Annotated in this window: 21 protein-coding genes; 12 read left to right on the top strand and 9 right to left on the bottom strand. The window is 34.2% G+C overall.

Going from position 1 to position 24068, the window contains the following annotated elements; genetic code table 11:
• Nucleotides 1-8: 8 nt before the first annotated feature.
• Complete coding sequence (locus BTR34_RS09280; RefSeq protein ID WP_068481831.1) at nt 9-1634, top strand: S41 family peptidase; 1626 nt, start codon at nt 9-11, stop codon at nt 1632-1634.
• Here BTR34_RS09280 and BTR34_RS09285 read toward each other — a convergent pair.
• Together BTR34_RS09285 and BTR34_RS09290 are read right to left on the bottom strand one after the other, a co-directional pair.
• Complete coding sequence (locus BTR34_RS09285; protein ID WP_068480540.1) at nt 1631-1834, bottom strand: hypothetical protein; 204 nt, start codon at nt 1832-1834, stop codon at nt 1631-1633. The two genes, BTR34_RS09280 and BTR34_RS09285, sit on opposite strands and share 4 nt — an antisense overlap.
• Nucleotides 1835-1871: 37 nt before the next feature.
• Nucleotides 1872-2450, bottom strand: a complete 579-nt coding sequence (locus BTR34_RS09290) for a MarC family protein (RefSeq protein ID WP_068480543.1) — start codon at nt 2448-2450, stop codon at nt 1872-1874.
• A 117-nt stretch (nt 2451-2567) separates the two neighbouring features.
• Here BTR34_RS09290 and BTR34_RS09295 point away from each other — a divergent pair, with 117 nt between their 5' ends.
• Nucleotides 2568-3137 (top strand): DUF3109 family protein, encoded by a 570-nt coding sequence (locus BTR34_RS09295; RefSeq protein WP_068480547.1) that lies wholly within the window; start codon nt 2568-2570, stop codon nt 3135-3137.
• Here the strand turns inward: BTR34_RS09295 and BTR34_RS09300 are convergent.
• On the bottom strand, nt 3130-5112 hold the full coding sequence (locus BTR34_RS09300) for a tetratricopeptide repeat-containing sensor histidine kinase (RefSeq protein WP_068480550.1): 1983 nt from the start codon (nt 5110-5112) through the stop codon (nt 3130-3132). The genes BTR34_RS09295 and BTR34_RS09300 overlap by 8 nt on opposite strands.
• A 7-nt stretch (nt 5113-5119) precedes the next feature.
• A complete protein-coding gene (locus tag BTR34_RS09305; protein ID WP_068480553.1) occupies nt 5120-5854 on the bottom strand; it encodes a LytR/AlgR family response regulator transcription factor in 735 nt (244 codons plus the stop codon).
• Between the two features lie 305 nt (nt 5855-6159).
• On the opposite strand from BTR34_RS09305, the gene BTR34_RS18760 reads away from it, so the two are divergent.
• The 3 genes from BTR34_RS18760 to BTR34_RS09315 all read left to right on the top strand — a co-directional run bounded on the left by BTR34_RS18760 (nt 6160) and on the right by BTR34_RS09315 (nt 10876).
• Nucleotides 6160-6300: a hypothetical protein gene (locus BTR34_RS18760; protein WP_157483722.1), complete on the top strand. Its 141-nt coding sequence runs from the start codon at nt 6160-6162 to the stop codon at nt 6298-6300.
• A 985-nt stretch (nt 6301-7285) separates the two neighbouring features.
• Complete coding sequence (locus BTR34_RS09310; RefSeq protein ID WP_068480555.1) at nt 7286-8272, top strand: ribonucleotide-diphosphate reductase subunit beta; 987 nt, start codon at nt 7286-7288, stop codon at nt 8270-8272.
• A gap of 120 nt (nt 8273-8392) precedes the next feature.
• On the top strand, nt 8393-10876 hold the full coding sequence (locus BTR34_RS09315) for a ribonucleoside-diphosphate reductase subunit alpha (protein ID WP_068480558.1): 2484 nt from the start codon (nt 8393-8395) through the stop codon (nt 10874-10876).
• A 556-nt stretch (nt 10877-11432) separates the two neighbouring features.
• Here BTR34_RS09315 and BTR34_RS09320 read toward each other — a convergent pair.
• The 3 genes from BTR34_RS09320 to BTR34_RS09330 all read right to left on the bottom strand — a co-directional run bounded on the left by BTR34_RS09320 (nt 11433) and on the right by BTR34_RS09330 (nt 14794).
• Entirely contained in the window at nt 11433-12356 is a 924-nt protein-coding gene (locus BTR34_RS09320; RefSeq protein ID WP_068480561.1) for a hydroxypyruvate isomerase family protein, read from the bottom strand.
• A gap of 81 nt (nt 12357-12437) precedes the next feature.
• Entirely contained in the window at nt 12438-13085 is a 648-nt protein-coding gene (locus BTR34_RS09325; RefSeq protein WP_068480564.1) for a gluconate 2-dehydrogenase subunit 3 family protein, read from the bottom strand.
• Complete coding sequence (locus tag BTR34_RS09330) at nt 13085-14794, bottom strand: GMC oxidoreductase (RefSeq protein ID WP_068480567.1); 1710 nt, start codon at nt 14792-14794, stop codon at nt 13085-13087. The genes BTR34_RS09325 and BTR34_RS09330 overlap by 1 nt, the downstream gene beginning before the upstream one ends.
• Before the next feature lie 172 nt (nt 14795-14966).
• Here BTR34_RS09330 and BTR34_RS09335 point away from each other — a divergent pair, with 172 nt between their 5' ends.
• From BTR34_RS09335 to BTR34_RS09350, 4 genes are all read left to right on the top strand, one after another.
• Complete coding sequence (locus tag BTR34_RS09335) at nt 14967-15959, top strand: sugar phosphate isomerase/epimerase family protein (RefSeq protein WP_068480570.1); 993 nt, start codon at nt 14967-14969, stop codon at nt 15957-15959.
• Between the two features lie 17 nt (nt 15960-15976).
• Nucleotides 15977-16420: a DinB family protein gene (locus BTR34_RS09340; protein WP_068480574.1), complete on the top strand. Its 444-nt coding sequence runs from the start codon at nt 15977-15979 to the stop codon at nt 16418-16420.
• Complete coding sequence (locus tag BTR34_RS09345; RefSeq protein ID WP_068480577.1) at nt 16421-17650, top strand: nucleoside permease; 1230 nt, start codon at nt 16421-16423, stop codon at nt 17648-17650.
• A gap of 157 nt (nt 17651-17807) precedes the next feature.
• Nucleotides 17808-18947: a Gfo/Idh/MocA family protein gene (locus BTR34_RS09350; protein WP_068480580.1), complete on the top strand. Its 1140-nt coding sequence runs from the start codon at nt 17808-17810 to the stop codon at nt 18945-18947.
• 70 nt (nt 18948-19017) lie between these two features.
• On the opposite strand, the gene BTR34_RS09355 is transcribed toward BTR34_RS09350, so the two are convergent.
• Together BTR34_RS09355 and BTR34_RS09360 are read right to left on the bottom strand one after the other, a co-directional pair.
• Entirely contained in the window at nt 19018-19479 is a 462-nt protein-coding gene (locus BTR34_RS09355) for an ASCH domain-containing protein (protein WP_068480583.1), read from the bottom strand.
• Nucleotides 19480-19543: 64 nt separating this feature from the next.
• Entirely contained in the window at nt 19544-21247 is a 1704-nt protein-coding gene (locus tag BTR34_RS09360) for a GMC oxidoreductase (protein WP_068480587.1), read from the bottom strand.
• Between the two features lie 158 nt (nt 21248-21405).
• Between BTR34_RS09360 and BTR34_RS09365 the strand changes: the two genes are divergently transcribed.
• Genes BTR34_RS09365 through BTR34_RS09375 form a run of 3 tightly spaced genes read left to right on the top strand, consistent with a single transcriptional unit; the run spans nt 21406 to nt 24048 of the window.
• Nucleotides 21406-22458: a sugar phosphate isomerase/epimerase family protein gene (locus tag BTR34_RS09365; protein ID WP_068480590.1), complete on the top strand. Its 1053-nt coding sequence runs from the start codon at nt 21406-21408 to the stop codon at nt 22456-22458.
• 10 nt (nt 22459-22468) lie between these two features.
• The gene (locus BTR34_RS09370) at nt 22469-23212 is read left to right on the top strand and encodes a 3-keto-disaccharide hydrolase (protein WP_068480592.1); all 744 of its coding nucleotides are present in this window, start codon (nt 22469-22471) and stop codon (nt 23210-23212) included.
• 11 nt (nt 23213-23223) lie between these two features.
• Entirely contained in the window at nt 23224-24048 is an 825-nt protein-coding gene (locus BTR34_RS09375; protein ID WP_068480595.1) for a 3-keto-disaccharide hydrolase, read from the top strand.
• Nucleotides 24049-24068: the final 20 nt, after the last annotated feature.

Raw genomic sequence — 24068 nt, forward strand, 5'->3', positions numbered from 1 at the left:
AACTTATGATGAATAAAAAATATAGTTTCCTTTTACCTATAATTATAGCCTCAGCTATTGCTATTGGCTTTTTTATAGGAGGAAAACTTAATTTTAATGATTCACCAGAAAGACTTTTTTCTACCAATTCTAAAAAGGATAAACTTAATAGACTTATAGATTATATCGACTATGAATATGTTGACGATGTTAATACAGATAGTATAGTTGATGTTACGGTAAATAGTATTCTCGAAAAATTAGATCCACATTCTGTATATATTTCCGAAAAAGAAATGGATCGTGTTTCCGATAATATGAAAGGCGATTTCGTGGGTATAGGAGTAAATTTTTATGCATATAAAGATACTATCACAGTTATTAAAACGGTTAAAGATGGTCCTAGTTTTGTAAAGGGTATTTTGCCAGGCGACCGTATTTTAATGGCTGATAACGACACCCTATTTGGCAAAGATTTCCCTAGTGAGATCATTGTTGAAAAGCTAAAAGGCAAAGAGGGTACCACAGTAGACCTAAAAATATTCAGAAAAGCTGAAAATAAAACATTTAATATAAAAGTGAAACGTGGTGTTGTCCCTTTAAAAAGTATAGAGGCTTACTACATGCTTACCAAAGATATTGGCTATATTAAAGTCAATAGATTCGCAGAATCTACATATAAAGAGTTTAAAATTTCTTTGATAGAATTACAAAAGAGGGGAGCAAAAAAACTAGTTCTTGATTTGCGTGATAACCCTGGTGGATACTTAGGAATGGCTGAAGAAATTGCCGATGAATTTTTAAAGGATGGGAAGCTAATTTTATTTACAAAGAATAAAAAGGGTAAAATAAACAAGAGTTTTGCAACTGATGAAGGTAGTTTTGAAGATAAACCTGTTTACGTACTTATTAACGAAAGGTCTGCTTCTGCAAGTGAAATAGTTGCCGGTGCGCTTCAGGATAATGATATAGGCACTATTATTGGTCGTCGTTCTTTTGGAAAAGGTTTAGTTCAGCGAGAAATGGCTTTAGGTGATGGTTCTGCAGTTCGTTTAACGGTTTCAAGATATTATACACCCACTGGGAGAAGTATTCAAAAATCATATGCAAATGGTACTAAAGATTATTATCAGCGCTTTACGGATAGATATCATAGTGGAGAAATGATTTCAGTTGATAGCATTAAAGTTGCAGATTCCTTAAAATTTACAACTCCTTTGGGTAAGGTTGTTTACGGCGGTGGAGGTATAATACCTGATGTTTTTATTCCAATAGGAAGTAATGAGGAGGAGGCAGTTGAGAGTATGGATAATTTGGGCTTTCTTTCTTTTTTCGTGTTTGAACATTTAGAAGAAGACCGAGAACGGTATGCGCAATACAACCAAGAAGAGTTTGTGAACGATTTTAAAGTAGATGATATTCTTTTTGAAAAATTTGTGGAGTACTCTGTAGATCGAAATTTACGAATGAACTTCTATGACCACGAAAAAAGCATTAAATTATTTTTAAAAGCAAGTATTGCAGAGCAATTGTTCAATACCAATATACATGCTAAAATTAAAGCTGATGAAGACACTATGCTTCAAAAAGTTTTAGAATTAGACGGTAGCGTGGTTCAACAACAGGATTCTGGCTTAATAAAAGCCAATAACTAATTCTTGTTTATTTTGTCCTGAATCTTTTTACTGGTTACAAACACCAAAAGTAAAATAATTGCACATAACGAGGCCATTATGCCAATAAGGGCTATTGTGCTATCTTTCTCAAATGGGTCGCTAAAATCTACCATAGTTACATTATAGGCAATTAATGCTACTGCAATTGCTATAAAAATGAATGATAATGTTTTGCTCATATGATTGGTTTGTTTAAAAATACAACCTTCCCTTGTTTTAGAAAAGTTGATTAATATTCGCTGCAAATAATTTAACAGCTATAGCCATTAAAATTACGCCAAATACTTTTCGAATTACATTAACGCCGTTTTTACCTAACATTTTTTCGATTTTAACCGATGACTTAAGTACAATAAAAACAAAAATTATATTGATTATAATTGCAACAATAATGTTCTCTACAAAATATTCTGCTCTTAAAGATAATAAAGAAGTCAAAGTACCGGCTCCAGCAATTAAAGGAAATGCAATAGGTACAATTGAGGCACTTTCAGGCTCGTCATCCCTATATAACGTAATGCCTAAAATCATTTCTATGGCAAGAAAGAAGATGATAAATGCTCCTGCAACCGCAAATGAGTTTACATCAATGCCAATTAGGTTTAGGATTTCTTCTCCTAAAAATAAAAATGATACCATTATAATTGCGGCGACTATGGATGCTTTTTCAGATTGAATATGGCCAACTTTTTTTCTAAGGCCTATTATAATTGGAATACTACCAAGAATATCGATAACCGCAAAAAGTACCATACTGGCCGTAGCTATCTCTCTTAAATTAAAATGAAAATCCATGCTTCAATTTTTTTGCAAATTTACGTTTATAAATAGCGGTTTGGATGTTTATTCTTGAAATATTCTAAAGCCACAACCTTTTTAAAATAATGTATCTTGCGCCTTTTAAATAATGCTATGTTTCAATTAGGAAAAACTATTGTATCAGAAGAGATTATAGAAAGGGATTTTGTTTGTAATCTTAACGCTTGTAAAGGGGGGTGCTGTGTTGATGGGGAGGCCGGCGCACCAGTTGAAGATTCTGAAACGGAGATAATGGTCGATATTTACGCTAAGGTAAAACCATTTCTACGACCCGAAGGTATTAAGGTAATTGAAGAACAAGGAGCATTTGTTAAAGGCGAAGATGGGGAATGGGAAACTCCTTTAGTAAACGGTAGTGAATGTGCTTATGTAATTTTTGATGACCGTAAAATTGCCAAATGCGGTATTGAGGAAGCTTATAATCAAGGTAAAATAAAGTGGAAAAAACCAGTTTCATGTCATTTATACCCAGTAAGAGTTAAGGAGTATACAGAACTAACCGCTGTAAATTATCATAAATGGCAAATTTGTGATCCTGCCTGTGCCTTAGGTGACGAATTGAAAGTACCAGTTTATAGGTTTGTTAAGGAGGCTTTAATAAGAAAATTTGGTGATGATTGGTACAAGGAATTGGAAGTAGTCGCTAAGGACCATCTTAAATAGTTGGGATATAGATAATTATTTGTGTGCCTATAGGGTTAGTTTCATCATCGAATTTATCTATAATTTCTACATGAAAAAAGTTCTCGTAATCCCTAGAAAAATTAGCCAAGCGCTCTTTAGTTATATCAATACCGACCGATTTTCTTTTTAAAACTTTTCCGTCTTTTATCTTTTCAGCAGCTTCCCTGCCTACGCCGTTATCGGTGATTATTATTTCAATAAATTCGTTTTTTCCTTTCTTTATTTCTAAGTCTATATTCTTAATACCATCTTTAGATGATAAGCCATGCCATAAGGCATTTTCTAAAAAAGGCTGTAATATTAAGGAAGGTATTTTTATGTTATGCGTATTTATATCATCTTTTATGTGTACGTTAAAATTAATTTCGTTAGAGAATCTTATATTCTCAATGTTCATGTAAAGCGCTACTGTTTCTAATTCTTCTGCTAATGATATTTCTCGTTGAGAAGATGCTTCTAGTATTTTGCGAACTAATTTGGAGAATTTGTTTAGATAATGAACCGCATTTTTCTTTTCATTATTTATAATGTATAGCTTAATAGAGTTTAATGAATTAAATAGAAAATGAGGATTCATTTGACTACGCAACATACTTTGTTCAAGTGTTAGTAGTTTCTTTTCAGCATTCAATTGACTTTGTCTGTATAATATGTACAAAATGCCTATGAGTAGCACTAAGAAAACGCCAATGATGATTAATATAGTTTTGTTTTTTCTAAGTTTTAAACGGACAGATTCATTTTCTTCGGCTAGTCTCTTAAGTTGATTTGTTCTCATTTGAGACTCGTATCTTAATATCATGTCGTTTACATAGCGCAAGTTTAGAGAGTTGGTAATACGATCCTCATACTTTTTAGATTCTTTAAAATAGCTCATACCTTTTTGGTAATCATCCTTTTTAATCCAAAGTTCGGATAAGAACTTATTTGCCTCTGCAATTTCAGCGTTAAGATTATATTTTTTAGCTAAGGATAAACCGTTTTCTAAATTGGTTTCTGCAGCACTATAATCCCCAAATCTGGTTAAGGCCCAACCAAGGTTAATTAAAATAGTAGTAACTATTTTTTGATCTCCTAATTTTTGAGCTTTTTTTAGGTTTGTTTGTAACAGTAAAACAGCTTCATTTATTTTACCATTATGTACATAAACATGAGCAATACTATAATTACAAATAATTTTTCCTTTTTCGGAATTGATGATTTCATTATAGACTAAAGATTTTCTAAAATTTTGAAGCGCAGGTTCTAGCATTCCTTGGGCTTCGTAACATTCGCCTAAATTTTGATGATTAATGGCTAGGCCAAGTTTGTTATCCAATTCTTTTTCAAGAATCATGGAACGTTCAAATTTTTCTATAGCCAAATCGTATTGTTCAAGCATTTGATAAATATTACCAATACTATTTAACGAAACATTTATACTACGTTTTAGCCCTATACTTGGCTCAACTACTGTTTCCGCTAATTCTAATGCTTCTTGACTAAAATCTAGCGCAGATTTTATGGCGTCAGTTCTTCTATATACAACGCTAATCATGTTTAGACTATAGACTCTGAATTCAAGACTGTTGGCCTCGAACGATATTGACAATGCTTCTTGAAATAAGTCTAGGGCTTTTTGATATTCAGAAATATCACGATATATTCTACCTAATTGATTTAAAGCATAAGCTTGACCGCTTAAGTAATTCTTATCTTCTGATTTTTGATTTACATAGCGTATTAAAGTACTGTCCTTTCTAAATGGTCGAAGAACTTTATCAATTTCCGCGTATGTTTTAGGGGCAGCTTGTATTAGACTATCTGTTTTCTTTTCAAATTCTGGTGTTATTGATTGAGAATAACTTTGCGCCGAATGAAGTAATAAGTAAAGTATTAAAAACAATAGATTCAACTTGTTTTCAATAGCAACTTTTGTAGGAAAAATATTAAATATACTGTGGTTTTTATTCATAAACGGATTACAACAAATCTAAAAAATCTGATTTCTTTTGTCTAGAAACAGGTATTTTATGGTTAGATTTTAGCACCACATAACCATCGGTTTTTAAAAATTCTTTAATTTTATATAAATTTATTATATACGAATTATGTATTCTGAAAAAAGAATCGGAAGGTAATAATTCATTCACTTCTTTAAGTTTTTTAGTGAGTACAATTTTTTGTCCGTCGGTCAAATATATCGTGCTATAATTACCATCAGATTCTGCGTATAGTATTTCTTCACTTTCAAGAAATAACAATTTGCCGTCTGTATTAAGAGTTATTCTTTTATGAATGGCCCTAGAGTTAAAATTAAGAAGGGCTTTCTCTAATTTTTCTACCGAAAAATTTTTATTATTAAATTTCTTAATTTTAAGAATAGTATCTTCTAAATCATCTGTATCTATTGGTTTTAACAGATAGTCCAACGCTTCATTTTTTATAGCTTTTAAGGCATATTGATTATATGCTGTAGTTATAATTACGGGAAAATTTTTATTTATTAGTTTTCCTATAAATTGGAACCCATCCATTGTTGGCATTTCAATATCTAAGAATAAACAGTCGGGAGAATTTTTTTCTAAGTAATCTAAAGCATCATTTGGATTGGTGAACGAGGCTATTACATTTATCTCGTCACTAAAATTTGTAAGCTCCCAAGTTAAACTTTGAATAGCTTTTATTTCGTCATCAACAATAACAGCTCGTAACATAATAAATGGTGTATCAATTTAGAAAGTTATGAAAAAATAGGTGCTTATATGTTTCTAATTTTCAGTTTTGTGTCAATGGAAGTAATTTTGGTATAATTGGTTCAATTACAGGTAGTCATTTTTATTAATTCCAACTCAAAAAAAGAACGAAAAGGACTACAATCTATTGAAAGTAGGTAGTTTCCTGCTTTTTTAATTTCCGTTTACACAAAAAAAGGAACAGGTTATACAATAGTAACGTGCGCCTTTTTATCTTAATATACCTTTATCGAGGAAGTTATAATTGGTTTAAGTTCAAAAGGAAGATGAGAAAATGTAGCTTAATGTTTGTTTTGTTTGTAATATTTTTAGCGATTGCAGCTAATATTATGAAAGAAGATGAAAGTTCAGGCGAAATTTTAACGGTTGCCATTGACGTTCAAGAACCAAATAGGCAAAGACCTTGAATTTACTTCTGTGCTATTAATTTATAATAAGATTTAGTTAATTGGCACAGTTAACTTGAAAAGTGAAACTTGTAAATATTTAGTTTCAGGTAAGTTTAATTAGCGAATAGTTTGTAATACAACATTTATTGACACGTTAGAACAAGGTATTTTGGAAATAAAATAATATCCTAGCGGTGAAAACATGTATCCAAGGATAATAGTGAAATTATGAACATTGATTTAATTAGTACAAACCGTTAAGATTATAATGGGCTGGAAATGAAAAGAGATTATAAAATAAAACTTTTAGATCGCTTATAAAATAAGTTTAATGGTGTTCATAGTTTGGTTGATGTAGGAGGTTCGGAAGAATTGTCTTTTTATACCAACGAAGGTAGTATTGAAATAGCTGAAAGTCTTTGCTAATTCCATTTTATGGAGTTTTTCGGTTTCATTTAAAAATGTAGGCGAAGAATCTTTACGAATTAAAGTTTTTTAATACAAACTAAATATTTAAAGCAAAAATTAAAGTACGGTTCTATATAAAATAGTGTATGTTATTTTATTTCTAATGTTTTGAGCGCCATTTACAGTAAGATTACGATTAGTCGTAATAATTGCAATCTAAGACAAGGTTTCGGGGGAACTACCTTTATTAGATTTGGTGGGCATTTTTCAAATTAAGAGCATTAGAGGGGCCGTACAATTTTTGAATCTTCATTACATTTGACCGTACTTTTTTTAATTTAAAAATAAACCACCTAGTATGGTTTTATATACTTTTTGGTTTATAAAATTATTATTGCATTCTTCAAAAAAGTTACATAAAAATGGTGTGCTGCTAAAGTTAATGAACATCACTTGCGACCTTAGATTTCAACATTTTGTGTTAAAAACTTTGCGCTAGAAATACATAATAGCTCTTCATATATTGAATGCATTTTTGAATCTTTGTTAGTCCTTACAGGAAGGTATCATTCAACTTTTTTAAAATTATAATATTATGTCCACAGCCTTAGAGCCAATTTTGGAAGCAAACGATGACCGCTTTGTTATTTTCCCAATTAAACATGATGATCTCTGGGAATGGTATAAAAAATGCGAGGCATGTTTTTGGACCGCTGAAGAAATTGACCTTCATGAAGATTTAACTGATTGGAATAATAAGTTAAACGATGATGAGCGTTACTTTATAAAACATATACTGGCATTTTTTGCGGCTTCAGACGGTATTGTCAATGAAAATTTAGCAGAAAATTTTGTAAGCGAAGTACAGTATGCCGAAGCAAAATTCTTCTATGGATTTCAAATTATGATGGAGAATATTCACTCTGAAACATATTCCCTATTAATTGACACTTATGTAAAAGATGAAAAAGAAAAAAATATACTTTTTAAAGCGTTAGAAAATTTTCCTGCAATTAAAAAGAAAGCCGATTGGGCGTTAAACTGGATTGAATCACCAAGTTTTGCAGAGCGCTTAATTGCTTTTGCGGCTGTGGAAGGTATTTTCTTCTCGGGTGCTTTCTGTTCTATTTTTTGGTTAAAGAAAAGAGGTTTAATGCCAGGATTAACATTTTCTAATGAACTAATATCAAGAGACGAAGGTATGCACTGTGATTATGCTGTTCATTTACATAACAAGCATTTAATGAATAAGGTGCCTAAAGAACGTATAAAAGAAATCTTAACCGATGCTTTAGAAATAGAACGTGAGTTTATTACTGAGTCTTTACCTGTAAGTTTAATTGGTATGAATTCAAAGCTAATGACCCAGTATTTAGAGTTTGTAACTGATCGTCTTTTAGTTGAGCTGGAATGTGATCGTGTATATAACTCATCTAATCCTTTCGACTTTATGGATATGATTTCATTACAGGGTAAAACCAACTTCTTTGAAAAACGGGTTTCGGAATACCAAAAAGCAGGTGTTTTAAATGTAGACAAAGACGAAGATTCCCAAAAAATTAGTTTTGACGCTGATTTCTAAATAGAAAAAAATGGTCTTTCTTTTACACTAGAATATTTAGGACTTATGTTCTAAAGGTGATTTAGGAATTTAGTATATAAATATAGAAAAGGTAATTAATTTTAAAATAAGTGTAGCCAAATGTATGTAGTTAAAAGAGATGGAAGAAAGGAGTTGATCATGTTTGACAAGATCACCGCTAGAGTACGAAAATTATGTTACGGTCTAAACGGACTTGTAGATCCATTAAAAGTAGCTATGCGCGTAATCGAAGGGCTTTATGACGGGGTTACAACTTCAGAATTAGACAATCTTGCTGCGGAAATAGCGGCTACGATGACTACTACACACCCAGATTATGCCAAATTAGCTGCTCGTATTTCTGTTTCAAACCTGCATAAGAATACCAAAAAGTCATTTTCTGAAACAATGAATGATTTGTATACTTATGTAAATCCAAGAACAGGTAAAAAAGCACCTTTATTATCAGATGAAGTCCATAAGGTAATTTCTGAAAATTCAGAAAAATTAGATTCTACTATTATATATAACCGAGATTTTGGCTACGATTATTTCGGTTTTAAAACATTAGAACGCTCTTACCTTTTAAAATTGAACGGCAAAATTGCTGAAAGACCACAGCATATGTTAATGCGAGTATCTGTGGGTATTCATTTAGACGATTTAGATGCTGCAATTGAAACCTATGAATTAATGTCTAAAAAGTATTTTACACATGCTACTCCGACATTATTCAACTCTGGCACACCTAAACCTCAAATGTCTTCTTGTTTTCTTTTAGCTATGAAAGATGACAGTATTGAAGGTATTTACGACACCTTAAAACAAACAGCTAAGATTTCTCAATCAGCAGGAGGTATAGGTTTATCTATTCATAATATTAGAGCTACAGGTTCTTATATCGCGGGAACAAATGGTACCTCTAACGGCATTGTTCCAATGCTTCAGGTGTTTAATGATACAGCTCGTTATGTTGATCAAGGTGGTGGAAAGCGTAAAGGAAGTTTTGCTATTTATATGGAGCCTTGGCATGCTGATATTTTTGAGTTCCTAGATCTCAAGAAAAATCACGGTAAAGAGGAAATGCGCGCAAGAGATTTATTTTACGCCATGTGGATATCCGATTTGTTCATGAGAAGGGTAGAAGCAAATGAAGATTGGACACTTATGTGTCCCAATGAATGTCCAAACTTATATAATAAACATAGTGAGGAATTCGAAAAGCTATATCTTACCTATGAAAAAGAAGGTAAAGGACGTAAAAAAGTTAAAGCTAGAGATTTGTGGGAGAAAATATTAGAATCTCAAATTGAAACTGGTACACCATACATGCTGTATAAGGATGCAGCAAACCGTAAGAGTAATCAGAAGAATCTAGGTACAATTCGTTCATCAAATTTATGTACCGAAATAATGGAATATACTTCGCCAGATGAGGTTGCTGTGTGTAATTTAGCCTCTATTGCATTACCTATGTTTATTAAGAACAATGAATTTGATCATAAGGAATTGTTTAGGGTTACAAAACGCGTAACTAGAAATTTAAATAAGGTAATTGATAGAAATTATTATCCTGTTAAAGAAGCTGAAAATTCTAATATGCGCCACAGACCAATTGGTCTTGGCGTACAAGGTTTGGCAGATGCGTTTATAATGTTACGAATGCCATTTACCAGTGATGAGGCTAAAAAGTTGAATCAAGAGATTTTTGAAACATTATATTTTGCTGCTGTAACAGCTTCTATGGAAATGGCAAAGGAAGAAGGAGCCTATTCAACTTTTGAAGGTTCACCCATGTCTCAAGGAGAATTTCAACATAATATGTGGGGAATAAAGGATAATGAATTATCTGGAAGATGGGACTGGGATAAACTAAGAAAAGAAGTGCAAACTAATGGTGTTCTTAATTCTCTTTTAGTTGCACCAATGCCAACAGCTTCTACATCCCAGATTTTAGGAAATAACGAATGTTTTGAGCCTTATACCTCTAATATTTATACGCGACGTGTGCTTTCAGGTGAATTTATAGTCGTTAATAAACACCTTTTAGAAGATTTAGTTGGACTTGGAATGTGGAATGAAAATATGAAGCAAGAATTAATGCGTGCTAATGGTTCTATTCAACATATTGAAACTATCCCTCAAGATATAAGAGATTTATATAAGACAGTTTGGGAACTTAGCATGAAAGATATTATTGATATGTCTAGGCACAGAGGATATTTCATAGACCAAAGTCAGTCTTTGAATTTATTCATGGAAAACGCAAACTATTCTAAGTTGACATCTATGCACTTTTATGCATGGAAAAGCGGTCTTAAAACAGGAATGTATTATTTACGTACCAAAGCTGCAGTAGATGCAATTAAGTTTACGTTAGATAATTCTAAGAAAAAGGAAATTCTGGCCGAGGAAACAGTTACAAAAGAAGTTATTACTGCCTCGACAGTTGAAAGTGTAAAAAGTAACGCAGAAATCGTTTCTAAGCCCTTGCCACAAGCTGAATTGGATATAAAACCAATGTCACCCCAAGAAATGAAAGAAATGATTGCTAGAGCCAAAGAAGGCCAAGCTGATGATGATTGCTTAATGTGCGGTTCTTAAAAAATTTATATAAATAAAAAAGACCCCAATTAAAGGGGTCTTTTTTATTTACGGCTAAGCCGAGGTTAAGTTAAGGGGGGTTCTTATTTGTCGTTGGTATAGTATGGCTTTAATGCAGTTGTAAACAACAATGCAGCCATATAAATAATTAAAATAGTAATATAGTTTTCCATAGCCTAAGTATTAGATTATAAGGTATATACGGATTAAAAGACGAATTGGATCATGGAAACTTAATAGTATCATTAAAAATACTTTGATACATTAATTTTATTGCATTTTTTATATTAATCCATTTATAGTTTAGTCGCTTTTGAAATAGTTCAATTGAATTTGACTTTATCGTTTTATAGAAATAAAAGGATAATTTGGATGCCAAAAATAATGTGACATAGACGAGTAATAGCTGTAGGTATTGGGACATATACAAAAGAACGAATAAGTAAGTAAATTCTTACTTAGTAATTGTGTATTTCATCGAAAAGCGATTGACTATTCGATGAAATGCATTTTGTATGCATAATTCATGTTTTTGATATTTATACTACATTGCTATTTAAATAAAATCATCTACTTTCTGATAGGCATTTATTACCGCACGTTCCCCTTCTTTTCCTTCCCGAGAGTTACCATGTTCCATACCCAGTATTCCATTAAATCCTTTATTATGAATCCATTTAAATACATTGCGGTAATTTATTTCTCCCGTAGTTGGTTCATTTCTTCCAGGATTATCTCCTATTTGTATGTAGGCTATCTCATCCCATGAGGATTCCATATTGGGGATTATGTTTCCTTCCTGTATTTGTTGATGATATATATCGAATAGAATTTTACAAGACGGTGAATTAACTGCTTTACAAATTTCAAATGCCTGTGGCGAGTCGGTCAAGAATAAGCCTGGATGGTTTCTAAAATTTAAAGGTTCTAAAACCATAACAATTCCGTGTGGTTCTAATAATGCCGATGCTTGTTTAAGAGTTTCAACAACGTTAGCTGTTTGGTACCCTACTCTTAATTTTAGATCTGCATGGCCCGGTACAACTGTCATCCACTTAGCATTAACTCGTTTAGCCACATCAATGGAATCTTTAATGTAGTTTAAAAATTCGTTGCGTTTGTCTTCATCGCCCGAAGCCAAGTTTGGAGCAGTCCAATATATTTCGTGGGCAACGAAAACACCCATTTCTAAACCACGTTTATACATGGTTGCTGCCATTTTCTTCTGTATTTCTATAGGCCGTTTACGCATTTCATTATCTTCAAATGCTGTGAAACCTTCGTCAGCCATAAAATTTAGTTGGTCAATAGGGTTGTCACCTGCATGATGTTTAAACATGCCCAAATGTGGTGCATACTTTAAATTGTAATTATAGGCATTCTTGTTATTGGAGAAGGTGTTGGCGTAACTTAATGAGCTTCCTATCGAAATTGCGCCTGTGGTTAGCGCAGATTTTTGAATAAAACTTCTTCTTTTCATGAGTAGTGTCTTTAAATGAAAATAGCCAGGAGCGATTAACAAATCATGCTCATGGCTATTGAATATTAAGATGATAATTGATTATAAGGACCATGCCTTACCACCTGTAAGCTCCTGCATATCTCCACATGGAACATACTCCCCAGGAACTGGTAAATAAGCTAAAACCTCTTCACCAACGTATTCAGAAGCCTTATAGCCCCAAATGGTCATTCCTCTTAAGTTATTGGCGAAAGCGAATCTGGTTGTATCATCGTCTAAAGTTGAGGTTTGTCCTTCAGCTATAGCTTCTGTATAACTATTTATAGTTTCGAACATTTCGGCTTGTTGATCCTTTGTATACTTTAAGGAAGTCGCTAAAACAGGTTCTAAATCTTCTACAGTTAAGTCGTTCGCATTTTCTTTGCCAGAATCAGCTAAGGCTTTATCTATAAACCTGCCCATAGACATTTTAAAGAAGTCTTGTTGCTCTTTCTCCATAACGTCTTTAGCAAACTTGTCAATAAAAATATCAACCTGTACTTCTGAAGCAGAAGGAGTATCTGTTTTTGGTAAAATAATATCTACCAACTTAGAAAGTACTACACCTTCATTTTGAGCCAAAAATTCTGGAGTCCAAGTTAAGGCTGGTTCACTCTTACAACTTTGAACAATTGATAACAAGGTTGGTGTGGCCACCATATATCCAAGTGACATTCCCATATTTTTTAATACACGTCTTCTATCCATTATATGTTTCCTTTTTTAAGTTCTTTAACTGCATGGTCAGCAGCTCTGGCCGTAAAGGCCATATAAGTTAATGATGGGTTAACGCAACTAGCAGAAGTCATAAACGACCCGTCAGTTACATATACATTTGGCACATCATGTAACTGGTTATTTCCGTTTAAAACAGATGTTTTTCTGTCTCTCCCCATGCGGGCGGTTCCCATCTCATGGATTCCTAAACCTAATGCACTTTCATTATCATAGCCTTTAACCTCTTTAAGTCCGGCTTTTTCTAACATTTCAACAGCTGAATCTAAAATGTCTTTGCGCATTTTAAGTTCGTTTTCTTGAAGCTCGGCATCAAAAGTAACTGTAGGTAATCCCCAGTCATCTAATTTATCGTAATCTAATGTAAATCTGTTGTTTTCATAGGGTAGTACTTCTCCAAAGCCCATCATACCAAAAGTCCATCCACCTGGTTTAAGTACTGCTTCTTTTAAGTCTTTACCATGAGATAATTCGGCAATGGATTCTTCCCAGTTACCTCTAGATGCTCCACCTTGATATCCAAATCCTCTCTTATAATCTCTATCAGAATCTCCTCCTAAGTTTCTAAATCTAGGAATGTAGATTCCACTTGGTTTTCTCCCCTTGTAATATTTATCTTCAAATCCATCGAACTTTCCCGAAGCTCCTACTTGAAGTTGATGGTCCATAATGTTACGGCCCAATTGATCAGACTCATTACCCATACCATTAGGGAAACTTTCAGATTTTGACTGCATTAAAATAGAGGTGGATGCAATTGCAGAAGCACATAAGAAAATAACTTTTGCCTTAAACTCGAAAGTTTCTTTGGTATTAGCATCTATTACTTTTACACCTGTTGCTTTCTTTGTTTTGGGGTCATAGATCACCTCATGAACAATAGAATCTGGTCTAAGTGTCATATTTCCTGTAGCTTCAGCTGCTGGTAATGTTGAAGATAAACTACTAAAGTACGCTCCAAAAGGACACCCTCTAATACATCTGTTTCTAAATTGACATTTACTTCTTCCGTCAAATTGCTTGGTTCCTGTAATATGTGCTGTTCTACCAGCAGTTACTACACGGCCATTAAAATTTTCTGCAACTTTATCGCGGAATTCTTGTTCAACACAATTTAGGTCCATCATTGGTAAAAATTTACCATCAGGTAATTGTTCAAGTCCTAAATTTTCGCCACTAACACCAATATATTCCTCAACCTTATCGTACCAAGGTGCAATATCTTTATAGCGTACAGGCCAATCAACGGCAATTCCTTCTTTTTTATTTGCCTCAAAATCAATATCACTTAGACGATAACTCTGACGACCCCATTGTAACGAACGACCACCTAAGTGATACCCTCGCATCCAATCGAATCTTTTTGTTTCGTTATATGGGTGCTTCAAATCATTTACAAACCACATGTTACTGGCTTGATTTGTAGTATAACCAGTCCTGTTTTGCTTAGGTTGTTGTTCAATTATTTCTTTAGTAGGTTCACCTGCATTTGGAAAATCCCACGGGTCCATATTTGCCGTTTCATAATCATCTATGTGCTTTACCATTCTGCCGCGTTCTAAAACTAGCGTTTTTAAACCCGCCTCACATAATTCTTTTGCGGCCCAACCACCACTAATTCCTGTTCCTACAACAATAGCATCATAGGACTCTTGCTCTTCATTGTAATAAAATTTGCTCATAAAAGTTGTTTATGCTCTAAATTTATTAAATATAAAATTAATTCTATACATTTATTCTTCATTCTTCTTGCGTATTTCACTGTTATTGGCAAGTAAAATGAATAAAAAGCTAAGGTAAAGGTTAAAAACTAGTCATTTACCTATAATTTAAACAAACAACAAACAACCAAAAATGAAAAGTAAAAAATTAATTAGAATCGCTTTTATTGTAGGAATTGGAATTTCGTTATTAGGAACGTACGCTTGTAAAGAAAATAAAAAAGAAAAAGTAGAAGAAATTGAAATTGTTGAAGATGAAACTAATACAGCGCCATTTTTTGAACTTTCACTAGCACAATGGTCAATGCATAAAATGATAAATGACGAAGGAGTAGATCCATATTCTTTTGCTGAAAAAGCAAAGAATTGGGGTTTTACTGGACTTGAATATGTAAGTCAATTATATAATCCTGAATTGTCTGATGCAAATTACTCTGAAGAGGCAATGGCAAATTTCGTCGAAAAATCCAATGCAGAGGCTAAAAAATATGGGATGAAAAATGTTTTGATCATGATCGATGGTCAAGGTAATTTAGCTGTTAACGACGAAGCGGAAAGAAACGAGACTGTTGAAAAGCATAAAAAATGGGTAGATGCTGCTGCTGCAATGGGATGCCATGCCATTAGAGTGAACCTTAATGGTAGCAATGTGCCAGAAGAATGGATCAAAAACTCTGTAGACGGATTAACAAAATTAGCTACCTACGCGAAAACTAAAAATATAAATATTTTGGTAGAAAACCATGGTGGCTTGTCTTCTAACGGGGAACTTCATGCACAGGTAATGAAGAATGTAAATATGGATAACTGTGGCAGTTTACCAGATTTTGGAAATTTCTGTATGGAACGTAAACCGAATAGTTGGGATTGTCTAAAGGAGTATGATAAGTATAAAGGTGTTAAAGAGTTAATGCCTTATGCAAAAGCAGTAAGCGCAAAATCTAATAATTTTGATGCTGATGGCTATGATACCGGTATAGATTATGTGCAAATGCTAAAAATAGTAAAAGACGCAGGTTATACAGGATTTATTGGTGTGGAATATGAAGGTTCTGAAATAAGTGAAGAAGCTGGGATTATTGCTACCAGAGATTTATTATTAAAGGCGGCAAACGAAATAGAGTAATCCCGAGGGTATGATTTATGGAAGCTTTTTTTAATAAAATTTTCGACTATAATTTTCACTGTAACAAGAAACTAATTGAACAATGTTTAGCGCTTGAGGCTGTTGCGCCAAATACCAAACGGGTATTCAGCCACATCTTAAACGCACATCATATATGGAACGCTAGAATTTTAAATAAACCTAGTGAATTTGAAATTTGGCAAGAGCATGAGGTAAAGGACTGGGAAGAGATTCATTACGAAAATCAGCGTAGTTCATTTGACATAGTTTCTAGTGCCGAAAATTTTGATAAGCGTATTGACTATGAAAATATCGAGGGGCGTTTGTTTACGAATACCTTGCAAGATATTTTGTTTCATATCATAAATCATTCTACCAATCACCGAGGCCAAATTGCTGTAGATTTTAGAATTAGCGGAGAAGATCCAATCGGTTTTGATTATGTTTATTATAAAAGATAGATGAAAAATAAAGTTAGAGTACAGTTATGCTTTATGATGTTTTTGGAATTTTTTATTTGGGGTGCATGGTTTGTCACCTTAGGTACATTTTTAGGAAACAATTTAAAAGCGACTGACGGGGAAATAGCATTGGCATTTTCAACACAATCATGGGGAGCTATAATTGCTCCCTTTGTCATTGGTATCATTGCGGACAGATATTTTAATGCAGAAAGAATTTTGGGAGTTTTACACCTTGTTGGTGCTACTCTCATGTATTTCATGTACCAGAGTACTGAATTCGACATGTTCTATATCTTAGTTTTAGGGTACATGATTTTATACATGCCAACTCTTGCATTGGTAAATTCAGTTTCCTTTAATCAAATGAAAAATCCCGCAAAAGAATTTTCAATGGTTAGGGTCTTTGGAACCGTAGGATGGATTATTGCAGGACTCTCCATTAGCTATATTTTTAGTTGGGACCAAGGAGAGAATATTGGCCAAGGTCTACTTAGAAATACTTTTTTAATGACAGCTATTGCCTCTTTTATTTTGGGGGTATTTAGTTTTACCTTACCTAAAACACCACCAAAAGCTGCTAGTTCGGAAAAACTTGGTATAAAGGAAATTTTAGGGCTGGATTCCTTGAGCTTATTCAAGGATAAGAATTTTTTAATTTTCTTTATATCATCAGTTCTAATTTGCATTCCGTTGGCATTCTATTATCAAAATGCGAATCCGTTTCTTGTTGAAATAGGCATGGATAATCCTACAGGTAAAATGACATTAGGTCAAATTTCGGAAATTGCGTTTATGTTGCTACTACCCTATTTCTTTACCAAATTCGGATTTAAGAAAACTATACTTGTTGCTATGGCGGCGTGGGTGGCACGTTATTTATTATTTGCATTTGGTGATGTTAATGAGCTTGGCTTTATGCTGATTATCGGTATTGCGTTACATGGTATATGTTATGATTTTTTCTTTGTTTCTGGTCAAATTTATACGGATAGTAAAGCAGGTGATAAATTTAAAAGCTCTGCGCAAGGTCTTATAACTTTAGCTACTTATGGGGTGGGTATGTTAATAGGGTTTTGGATAGCAGGAAAAATATCAACCGCTTACCTGTTAGCAGATGGTAAACATGTTTGGGAAACCATTTGGATGTATCCTGCTGGTTTTGCGTTAGCTGTGTTTATTTTATTCGCTATTTTTTTTAAAACAGAGAAAATAGAATATCAGTCTTAGATAAATTCTTTAATTTAAACGCCTGAAAATTGCTGCTCATAAAATGTTATTTCTGGTTTTTAATGAATAAATGAGCTAATTTTTTTTAGATAGTAATAGAAACACAAATCCTTAAGGATTTTAAAAAAAAATATTTTCAATTTAAACAACAACAAAAATGCCAAAGAAAATACGATTAGGAATATTAGGAGGTGGAGGAGATTCATTAATAGGAGTGTTGCACAGAGTAGCATCATTTATTAACGACAACTATCAAATAACAGGGGCTGTTTTTAATCCTGATTTTGATGCAAGTATGGAATTCGCCAAAGAAATAGATGTGCCTTTAAATAGAATTTATAAGGATTTTGATACTTTAATTGAAGAAGAATTAAAGTTGCCAAAAGATGAGCGTATTCAAGTTTGCTCTATACTTACGCCTAACTTCTTGCACTACCCAATGGCAAAAAAATTATTGGATAACGGTTTCCACGTTATTTGCGAAAAACCAATGACAACGTCATTGGCCGAAGCTAAAGATTTACAGAAATCTCATGAAAAAGCGGGTACTGTTTTCGCTTTAACGCATACCTATACCGGTTACCCAATGGTGCGCCAAATGCGTGAAATGATTAAAGCGGGTGCGTTAGGTAAAATTCATAAAGTAGATGCAGTATATTACCAAGGGTGGATTAATACTATTATCCATGATAAAGAAAAGCGGTCTTCGGTTTGGAGATTAGACCCAGAGAAAGCAGGTATAAGCTCTTGTATGGGCGATATAGGTGTTCACGCATTTAACCTTGTAGAATATACTACAGGTCTTAAAATAAATGAGCTTCTTTGTGACTTCAATTACCTTTACGAGGATAATAAAATGGACGTTGATGGTACCGTACTTATACGTATGGGAGATCATGTAAAAGGTGTTATTAGAGGTAGTCAAGTTGCTACCGGTGAAGAAAACGGACTTGCTATTTCAATATATGGGGAAAAAGGAGCTTTTCGATGGGAGCAGGAACGCCCTAACTTTTTATATAAATTAAGTGATACAGAACCAACACAAATATATAAACCTGGCCATGCCTATAATTCTGAACTATCTTTAGATGGCACCAAATTACCTGCTGGTCACCCCGAGGGAATTTTTGATTCAATGGCGAACATCTATAAAGGTGTTGCAAGAGCTATTAGAGGTGAAGAATATAATGATGGCGAATTCCCTACTATGAAAGACGGTGTTCGTGGCATGAATTTTATTGAAGCAACGGTAGATTCACATAAAAGTGGAAATAATTGGGTAGCATTAGAAAACTAAAAAGTATGTAGATAGTATAAAAAAGAGCCGCAATTTGCGGCTCTTTTTGTTTTATTAAGTAGGATGATTTTTAAGAGTTTACTTTTTCTATGGTTTGGCACACAACGATCATACTTTCTCTAGGTTGTCTATTGAACTTTTGCAATTCTTTAGTGAAAAAATCCCAATAATACTTTTTCCAGCTATTCAAAGTTTTATCACCATTTCCTTCTAATTGGGCATAAGTTTCATCAATACTAAAATAGGGTTTTAGTGAAACGGCCTTTGTGGAAACAATGCATTGTGCCTCGCCACTCCAATCTGTAACCACAATATAATCCCCAATTTTAGGTAAAGGCTCATTGCGGTTTTGCAATCCTAGTAATGAATATGAGATTGCTTTTTTAGTTCCATTTTTAATTAGTTTGGCAATTTCATTGGCATCTTGTTCATTGTCGCCAAAATGCATGGTTTTTGGTGCCTCATGAAAGACATCCTCAAGGTGATTTTTTAAATAATTCCCCCACATATTTCTGGCCGAAGCATTTTCCATAAGCTTTAATTTTCTTTAATCTATAGGACTTAATAAACGTTATACTTTGTAATTAATTTTAAAATCAAGAAAATTTACCTGCTTTTAATTGCTCGGCTGCATGATTTGCTGCTCTTGCTGTAAACGCCATATAGGTTAATGATGGGTTTACACAGCTAGATGATGACATAAATGCACCATCCGTAACATATACATTTGGAACTAAATGTACTTGATTGTTTTTATTTACTATAGAAGTCTTTGCGTTGTGACCCATTCTTGCGCCGCCCATTTCATGAATTCCTAATCCAGGTCCGCTAGACTCTTCATATGATGATACATCTTTAAAACCAGCAGCTTCAAACATGGTTACAATTTCTTTTTTAATATCCTCGCGCATTTTATATTCGTTTTCTTTGAATTCCACATCAAAAGCTAATTGTGGTAGTCCCCATTTGTCTTTTTCTGTTGGGCTTAGGGTAACTCTGTTATCGTCATAAGGTAAAAATTCCCCAAATCCGGTTACTCCTATGGTCCATCGACCTGGTTTTAACACTGAATCCTTTAAATCTTTACCATAGCCTAGTTCCCCAATCTCTTTTGACCAATCTCCCCTACTTGCTGTTCCTTGATATCCAAATCCGCGTAAATAACCTTCCCGTTTTGTCTTCTCGTTAAGGTTTACGAAACGAGGTATGTAAAATCCGTTGGCTCGTCTTCCTTTATAATATTTATCTAGATAACCTTCAACCTTAGCTGTAGCACCAAGTTTATAATGATGGTCCATAATACCTCTCCCTAGAGCATCGGAATCATTTCCTAAACCATTAGGGAAACGCTCAGATTTAGATTGTAACAAAATACCTACAGAGGCCATTGCCGAAGCGCATAGAAATATGATTTTTGCTTTGAATTCAATTTTTTCATTCGTCTCCGCATCAATAACTCGTACACCTGTAGCCTTTTTAGTAGCGTCGTCATACATGATTTCATGAACTATGGAATTAGGTCTTAATGTCATATTACCGGTACGTTCTGCTGCAGGCAATGTAGATGAGTTACTGCTGAAATAGCCTCCAAAAGGACACCCTCGCCAGCAACGATCTCTGTTTTGGCATGTGCCACGACCTTCAAAAGATGCATTTGGGTCGGTAATATGGGCAGTTCTACCTATCGTTATCAATCTACCATCATCAAACTTAGCTGCAGTTGTTTTTTTAAAATCTTCTTCAACACAGTTTAATTTCATGGCAGGCTGAAATTTTCCATCGGGCAATACATCTAATCCTAAGGCTTCACCGCTAACTCCAATATATTCTTCAACCTTATCATACCAAGGAGCAATATCTTTGTACCGTACCGGCCAGTCTACACCAATAGCTTCTTTTTTGTTTGCTTCAAAATCAATATCGCTCCAACGATAGCTTTGACGTCCCCAAGTGAGCGACCGCCCGCCAACTTGGTACCCCCTAATCCAGTCGAAACGCTTGGTTTCTACGTAAGGGTGTTCTAGGTCATTTACGAAAAAATGTTTAACATCCTCACGTGGTGCCCAATTTACACGATGTTGCACATGATATTTTTTTTTATCCTCCTTCGATAATTCTCCCTTAAGCGGGTAATCCCAAGGGTCATCGTTCATGGTAGGGTAGTCCTCTATATGTTTTACCATCGGGCCACGTTCCAAAACAAGGGTTTTTAAACCCTTCTCAGTTAATTCCTTAGCAGCCCAGCCACCACTTATTCCTGTTCCGACTACAATTGCATCGAATATTTCGTTCTGATTCATACTTGAATTTTTATCTTTTTCTAATGGTATTGCCTATATTTATAGCAAATCTCCATAGTATTGTGAGTTACTCAAAATAATTCTTAAATATAACATTATTTGACGCATTTAATGTGTCAATTACAACAACTAATTCAAACAACAGATAGTATAATTATATGAAAACAATCAAAGGACCAGCCGTATTTTTGGCACAGTTTGTAGACAGTAAAGCACCATTTAATTCCTTGGACGGAATGTGTAAGTGGGCAGCTGATTTAGGTTATAAAGGAATTCAAATACCAACTTGGGAATCTTTTTTAATAGATTTAGATAAGGCTGCAGAAAGTCAAACCTATTGCGATGAGCTAAAGGCTAAAGTAAACTCTTATGGTTTAGAAATAACAGAACTTTCAACACATCTACAAGGGCAACTTGTAGCGGTACACCCCGCATATGATTTAATGTTCGATTCATTTGCTCCAAAAAATGTACATGGTAAACCAAAAGAAAGAACCCAATGGGCGGTAGAAACAGTAAAAAAAGCGGCAACCGCGAGTAGAAGATTAGGTTTAAAAGTACATGCTACTTTTTCTGGCTCTTTGTTATGGCATACTATGCATCCTTGGCCGCAAAGACCAGCTGGTTTAGTGGAAATGGGCTTTGAAGAATTAGCAAAAAGATGGACGCCAATTTTAAATCATTTTGATAAAGAAGGAGTGGATGTTTGTTATGAAATACACCCTGGCGAAGATTTACATGATGGGGATACTTTTGAGCGTTTTCTTGAAGCTACGGGCAATCATAAACGAGTTAATATTTTATATGATCCAAGCCACTTTGTATTACAGCAGTTAGATTATATCACGTATATTGATCACTACCATGAATTTATTAAGTCATTTCACGTGAAAGATTCTGAATTTAATCCTACAGGTAAAAAAGGGGCTTTTGGTGGTTATAATGATTGGGGTAATAGAGCAGGTAGATACCGTTCATTAGGTGACGGACAAATAGATTTTAAAACCATATTTTCTAAATTAACACAATACGGATGTGATGTTTGGGCAGTAATGGAGTGGGAATGCTGTATTAAGAGTCCAGAGCAAGGTGCGCGTGAAGGTGCCAAGTTTATATCGGACCATATTATTGAAGCTACAGAGAAAACTTTTGATGATTTTGCAGGTGCAGAGATAGATAAAGAAATGTTGAAGAAAATGTTGGGACTTTAAAAACAAGAAAATGAAGAAATATATATTTAGTGCAGTATGTTTGGTAGCTTTCGTTGCATGTAAGCAAGAGAAAAAAGAAGCAACTGAAACTGCGATTGTTGAAGAAGTTGCCGTTGTTGATAATGAGTGGGAGGTGTTGTTCGACGGTACAACGTTAGACCAATGGAAGGAGTTCAAAACCGACGGTATAAGTGATGCTTGGAAAATAGACGGCGATGCTTTGGTATTTACTCCTCCTGCAGAAGGTGAAGAGAAAAAAAACCATGATTTGGTTACCAAAAAAGCGTATAATGATTTTGTGCTGTCCTTAGATTGGAAAATTTCCGAAGGTGGTAACAGTGGGGTATTCTGGGGTGTAAGTGAAGATGAAAAATTTGGAACGGGATATCAAACTGGACCAGAAATTCAAATATTGGATAATGATAAGCATCCAGATGCGAAAGCGGGTACAACGCATCAAGCTGGTGCATTATATGATATGGTTTCACCTACAAAAGACGTCACTAAGCCTATAGGTGAATGGAATACAATGGTTCTTACCGTTGATCATAAAGAGCATAAAGGTAATGTTACCTTGAACGGAGTGGAAATGGCGTCATTTCCTGTAGCAAACGAAGAATGGGATGCTATGGTTGCAGAATCTAAATTTGCAGGTTGGGACGGATTTGGAAAATACACTACAGGTAAAATTGGTTTACAAGATCACGGAAATGTGGTTTCATTTAGAAATATTAAGATCAAACAACTAAAATAACATTATTACATATGAAAAATAGATACTCATTACTACTGTTAACTGCTTCTTTTGGGGTAATATCTTGTCAAGAAAAAGTAATGGTAAATGCTGATAGCAGCATGGAAGCTGTAAAAGATAGTGTAATCGTTCACGAAGAATACATGGGTGAAGAACCAACTACGCCCGAAGGAACTGAATTCTACGAACCTAAAGTTGCTGTGGTAAAACCAGGGGCAGCTAATTCCGCACCAAGTGATGCAATTATTCTTTTTGATGGTACTAGTCTAGATAATTGGGTTAGTTCAAATGACAGCACAGCAGCTAAATGGCACTTGAACAAAGATGGGAGTATGACGGTAAATGATAAAACAGGCAATATACAGACTAAACAGAATTTTAGTGATATACAGTTGCATATAGAGTGGAAATCGCCATTGCCAGTACAGAGAGATAATCAAAATAGGGGTAATAGCGGAGTTTTTTTAAACGGCATTTATGAGGTACAAGTGTTGGACCAAAACGATAATCCAACCTATGTAAACGGACAAGTTGGTTCTATATACAAACAACATGTGCCATTAGCAATGGCTTCAGTACCTACTGGTGAGTGGAACACCTATGATATTATTTATCATGCTCCAGAATTTAACGTGGATGGTGGTAAAATAAAATCTGGCGATATAACCGTTATCCATAACGGAGTTTTAGTTCAAGATCATGTGGAGCTTAAGGGCACTACCCCTTACATAGGCTGGCCAAAAAACCCTCCGCACGGTAAAGGACCTTTATTATTACAGGATCATGGTGATGATAGTCGTGTAAGTTTTAGAAATATCTGGGTTAGAGAATTATAAAATTTTAGAACATTTATTAA

The sequence above is a fragment of the Maribacter hydrothermalis genome (assembly GCF_001913155.1).
Taxonomy (GTDB): Bacteria; Bacteroidota; Bacteroidia; order Flavobacteriales; family Flavobacteriaceae; genus Maribacter; species Maribacter hydrothermalis.

What these genes read in the sequence shown, in the direction of transcription:
- BTR34_RS18760 (WP_157483722.1), top strand. Translation starts at nt 6,160, where the DNA reads ATGAGAAAATGTAGCTTAATGTTTGTTTTGTTTGTAATATTTTTAGCG.
- BTR34_RS09365 (WP_068480590.1), top strand. Translation starts at nt 21,406, where the DNA reads ATGAAAACAATCAAAGGACCAGCCGTATTTTTGGCACAGTTTGTAGAC.
- BTR34_RS09285 (WP_068480540.1), bottom strand. Translation starts at nt 1,834, where the DNA reads ATGAGCAAAACATTATCATTCATTTTTATAGCAATTGCAGTAGCATTA.
- BTR34_RS09375 (WP_068480595.1), top strand. Translation starts at nt 23,224, where the DNA reads ATGAAAAATAGATACTCATTACTACTGTTAACTGCTTCTTTTGGGGTA.
- BTR34_RS09330 (WP_068480567.1), bottom strand. Translation starts at nt 14,794, where the DNA reads ATGAGCAAATTTTATTACAATGAAGAGCAAGAGTCCTATGATGCTATT.
- BTR34_RS09280 (WP_068481831.1), top strand. Translation starts at nt 9, where the DNA reads ATGAATAAAAAATATAGTTTCCTTTTACCTATAATTATAGCCTCAGCT.
- BTR34_RS09300 (WP_068480550.1), bottom strand. Translation starts at nt 5,112, where the DNA reads ATGAATAAAAACCACAGTATATTTAATATTTTTCCTACAAAAGTTGCT.
- BTR34_RS09290 (WP_068480543.1), bottom strand. Translation starts at nt 2,450, where the DNA reads ATGGATTTTCATTTTAATTTAAGAGAGATAGCTACGGCCAGTATGGTA.
- BTR34_RS09345 (WP_068480577.1), top strand. Translation starts at nt 16,421, where the DNA reads ATGAAAAATAAAGTTAGAGTACAGTTATGCTTTATGATGTTTTTGGAA.
- BTR34_RS09325 (WP_068480564.1), bottom strand. Translation starts at nt 13,085, where the DNA reads ATGGATAGAAGACGTGTATTAAAAAATATGGGAATGTCACTTGGATAT.
- BTR34_RS09355 (WP_068480583.1), bottom strand. Translation starts at nt 19,479, where the DNA reads ATGGAAAATGCTTCGGCCAGAAATATGTGGGGGAATTATTTAAAAAAT.
- BTR34_RS09305 (WP_068480553.1), bottom strand. Translation starts at nt 5,854, where the DNA reads ATGTTACGAGCTGTTATTGTTGATGACGAAATAAAAGCTATTCAAAGT.
- BTR34_RS09295 (WP_068480547.1), top strand. Translation starts at nt 2,568, where the DNA reads ATGTTTCAATTAGGAAAAACTATTGTATCAGAAGAGATTATAGAAAGG.
- BTR34_RS09340 (WP_068480574.1), top strand. Translation starts at nt 15,977, where the DNA reads ATGGAAGCTTTTTTTAATAAAATTTTCGACTATAATTTTCACTGTAAC.
- BTR34_RS09335 (WP_068480570.1), top strand. Translation starts at nt 14,967, where the DNA reads ATGAAAAGTAAAAAATTAATTAGAATCGCTTTTATTGTAGGAATTGGA.
- BTR34_RS09360 (WP_068480587.1), bottom strand. Translation starts at nt 21,247, where the DNA reads ATGAATCAGAACGAAATATTCGATGCAATTGTAGTCGGAACAGGAATA.
- BTR34_RS09315 (WP_068480558.1), top strand. Translation starts at nt 8,393, where the DNA reads ATGTATGTAGTTAAAAGAGATGGAAGAAAGGAGTTGATCATGTTTGAC.
- BTR34_RS09370 (WP_068480592.1), top strand. Translation starts at nt 22,469, where the DNA reads ATGAAGAAATATATATTTAGTGCAGTATGTTTGGTAGCTTTCGTTGCA.
- BTR34_RS09350 (WP_068480580.1), top strand. Translation starts at nt 17,808, where the DNA reads ATGCCAAAGAAAATACGATTAGGAATATTAGGAGGTGGAGGAGATTCA.
- BTR34_RS09310 (WP_068480555.1), top strand. Translation starts at nt 7,286, where the DNA reads ATGTCCACAGCCTTAGAGCCAATTTTGGAAGCAAACGATGACCGCTTT.
- BTR34_RS09320 (WP_068480561.1), bottom strand. Translation starts at nt 12,356, where the DNA reads ATGAAAAGAAGAAGTTTTATTCAAAAATCTGCGCTAACCACAGGCGCA.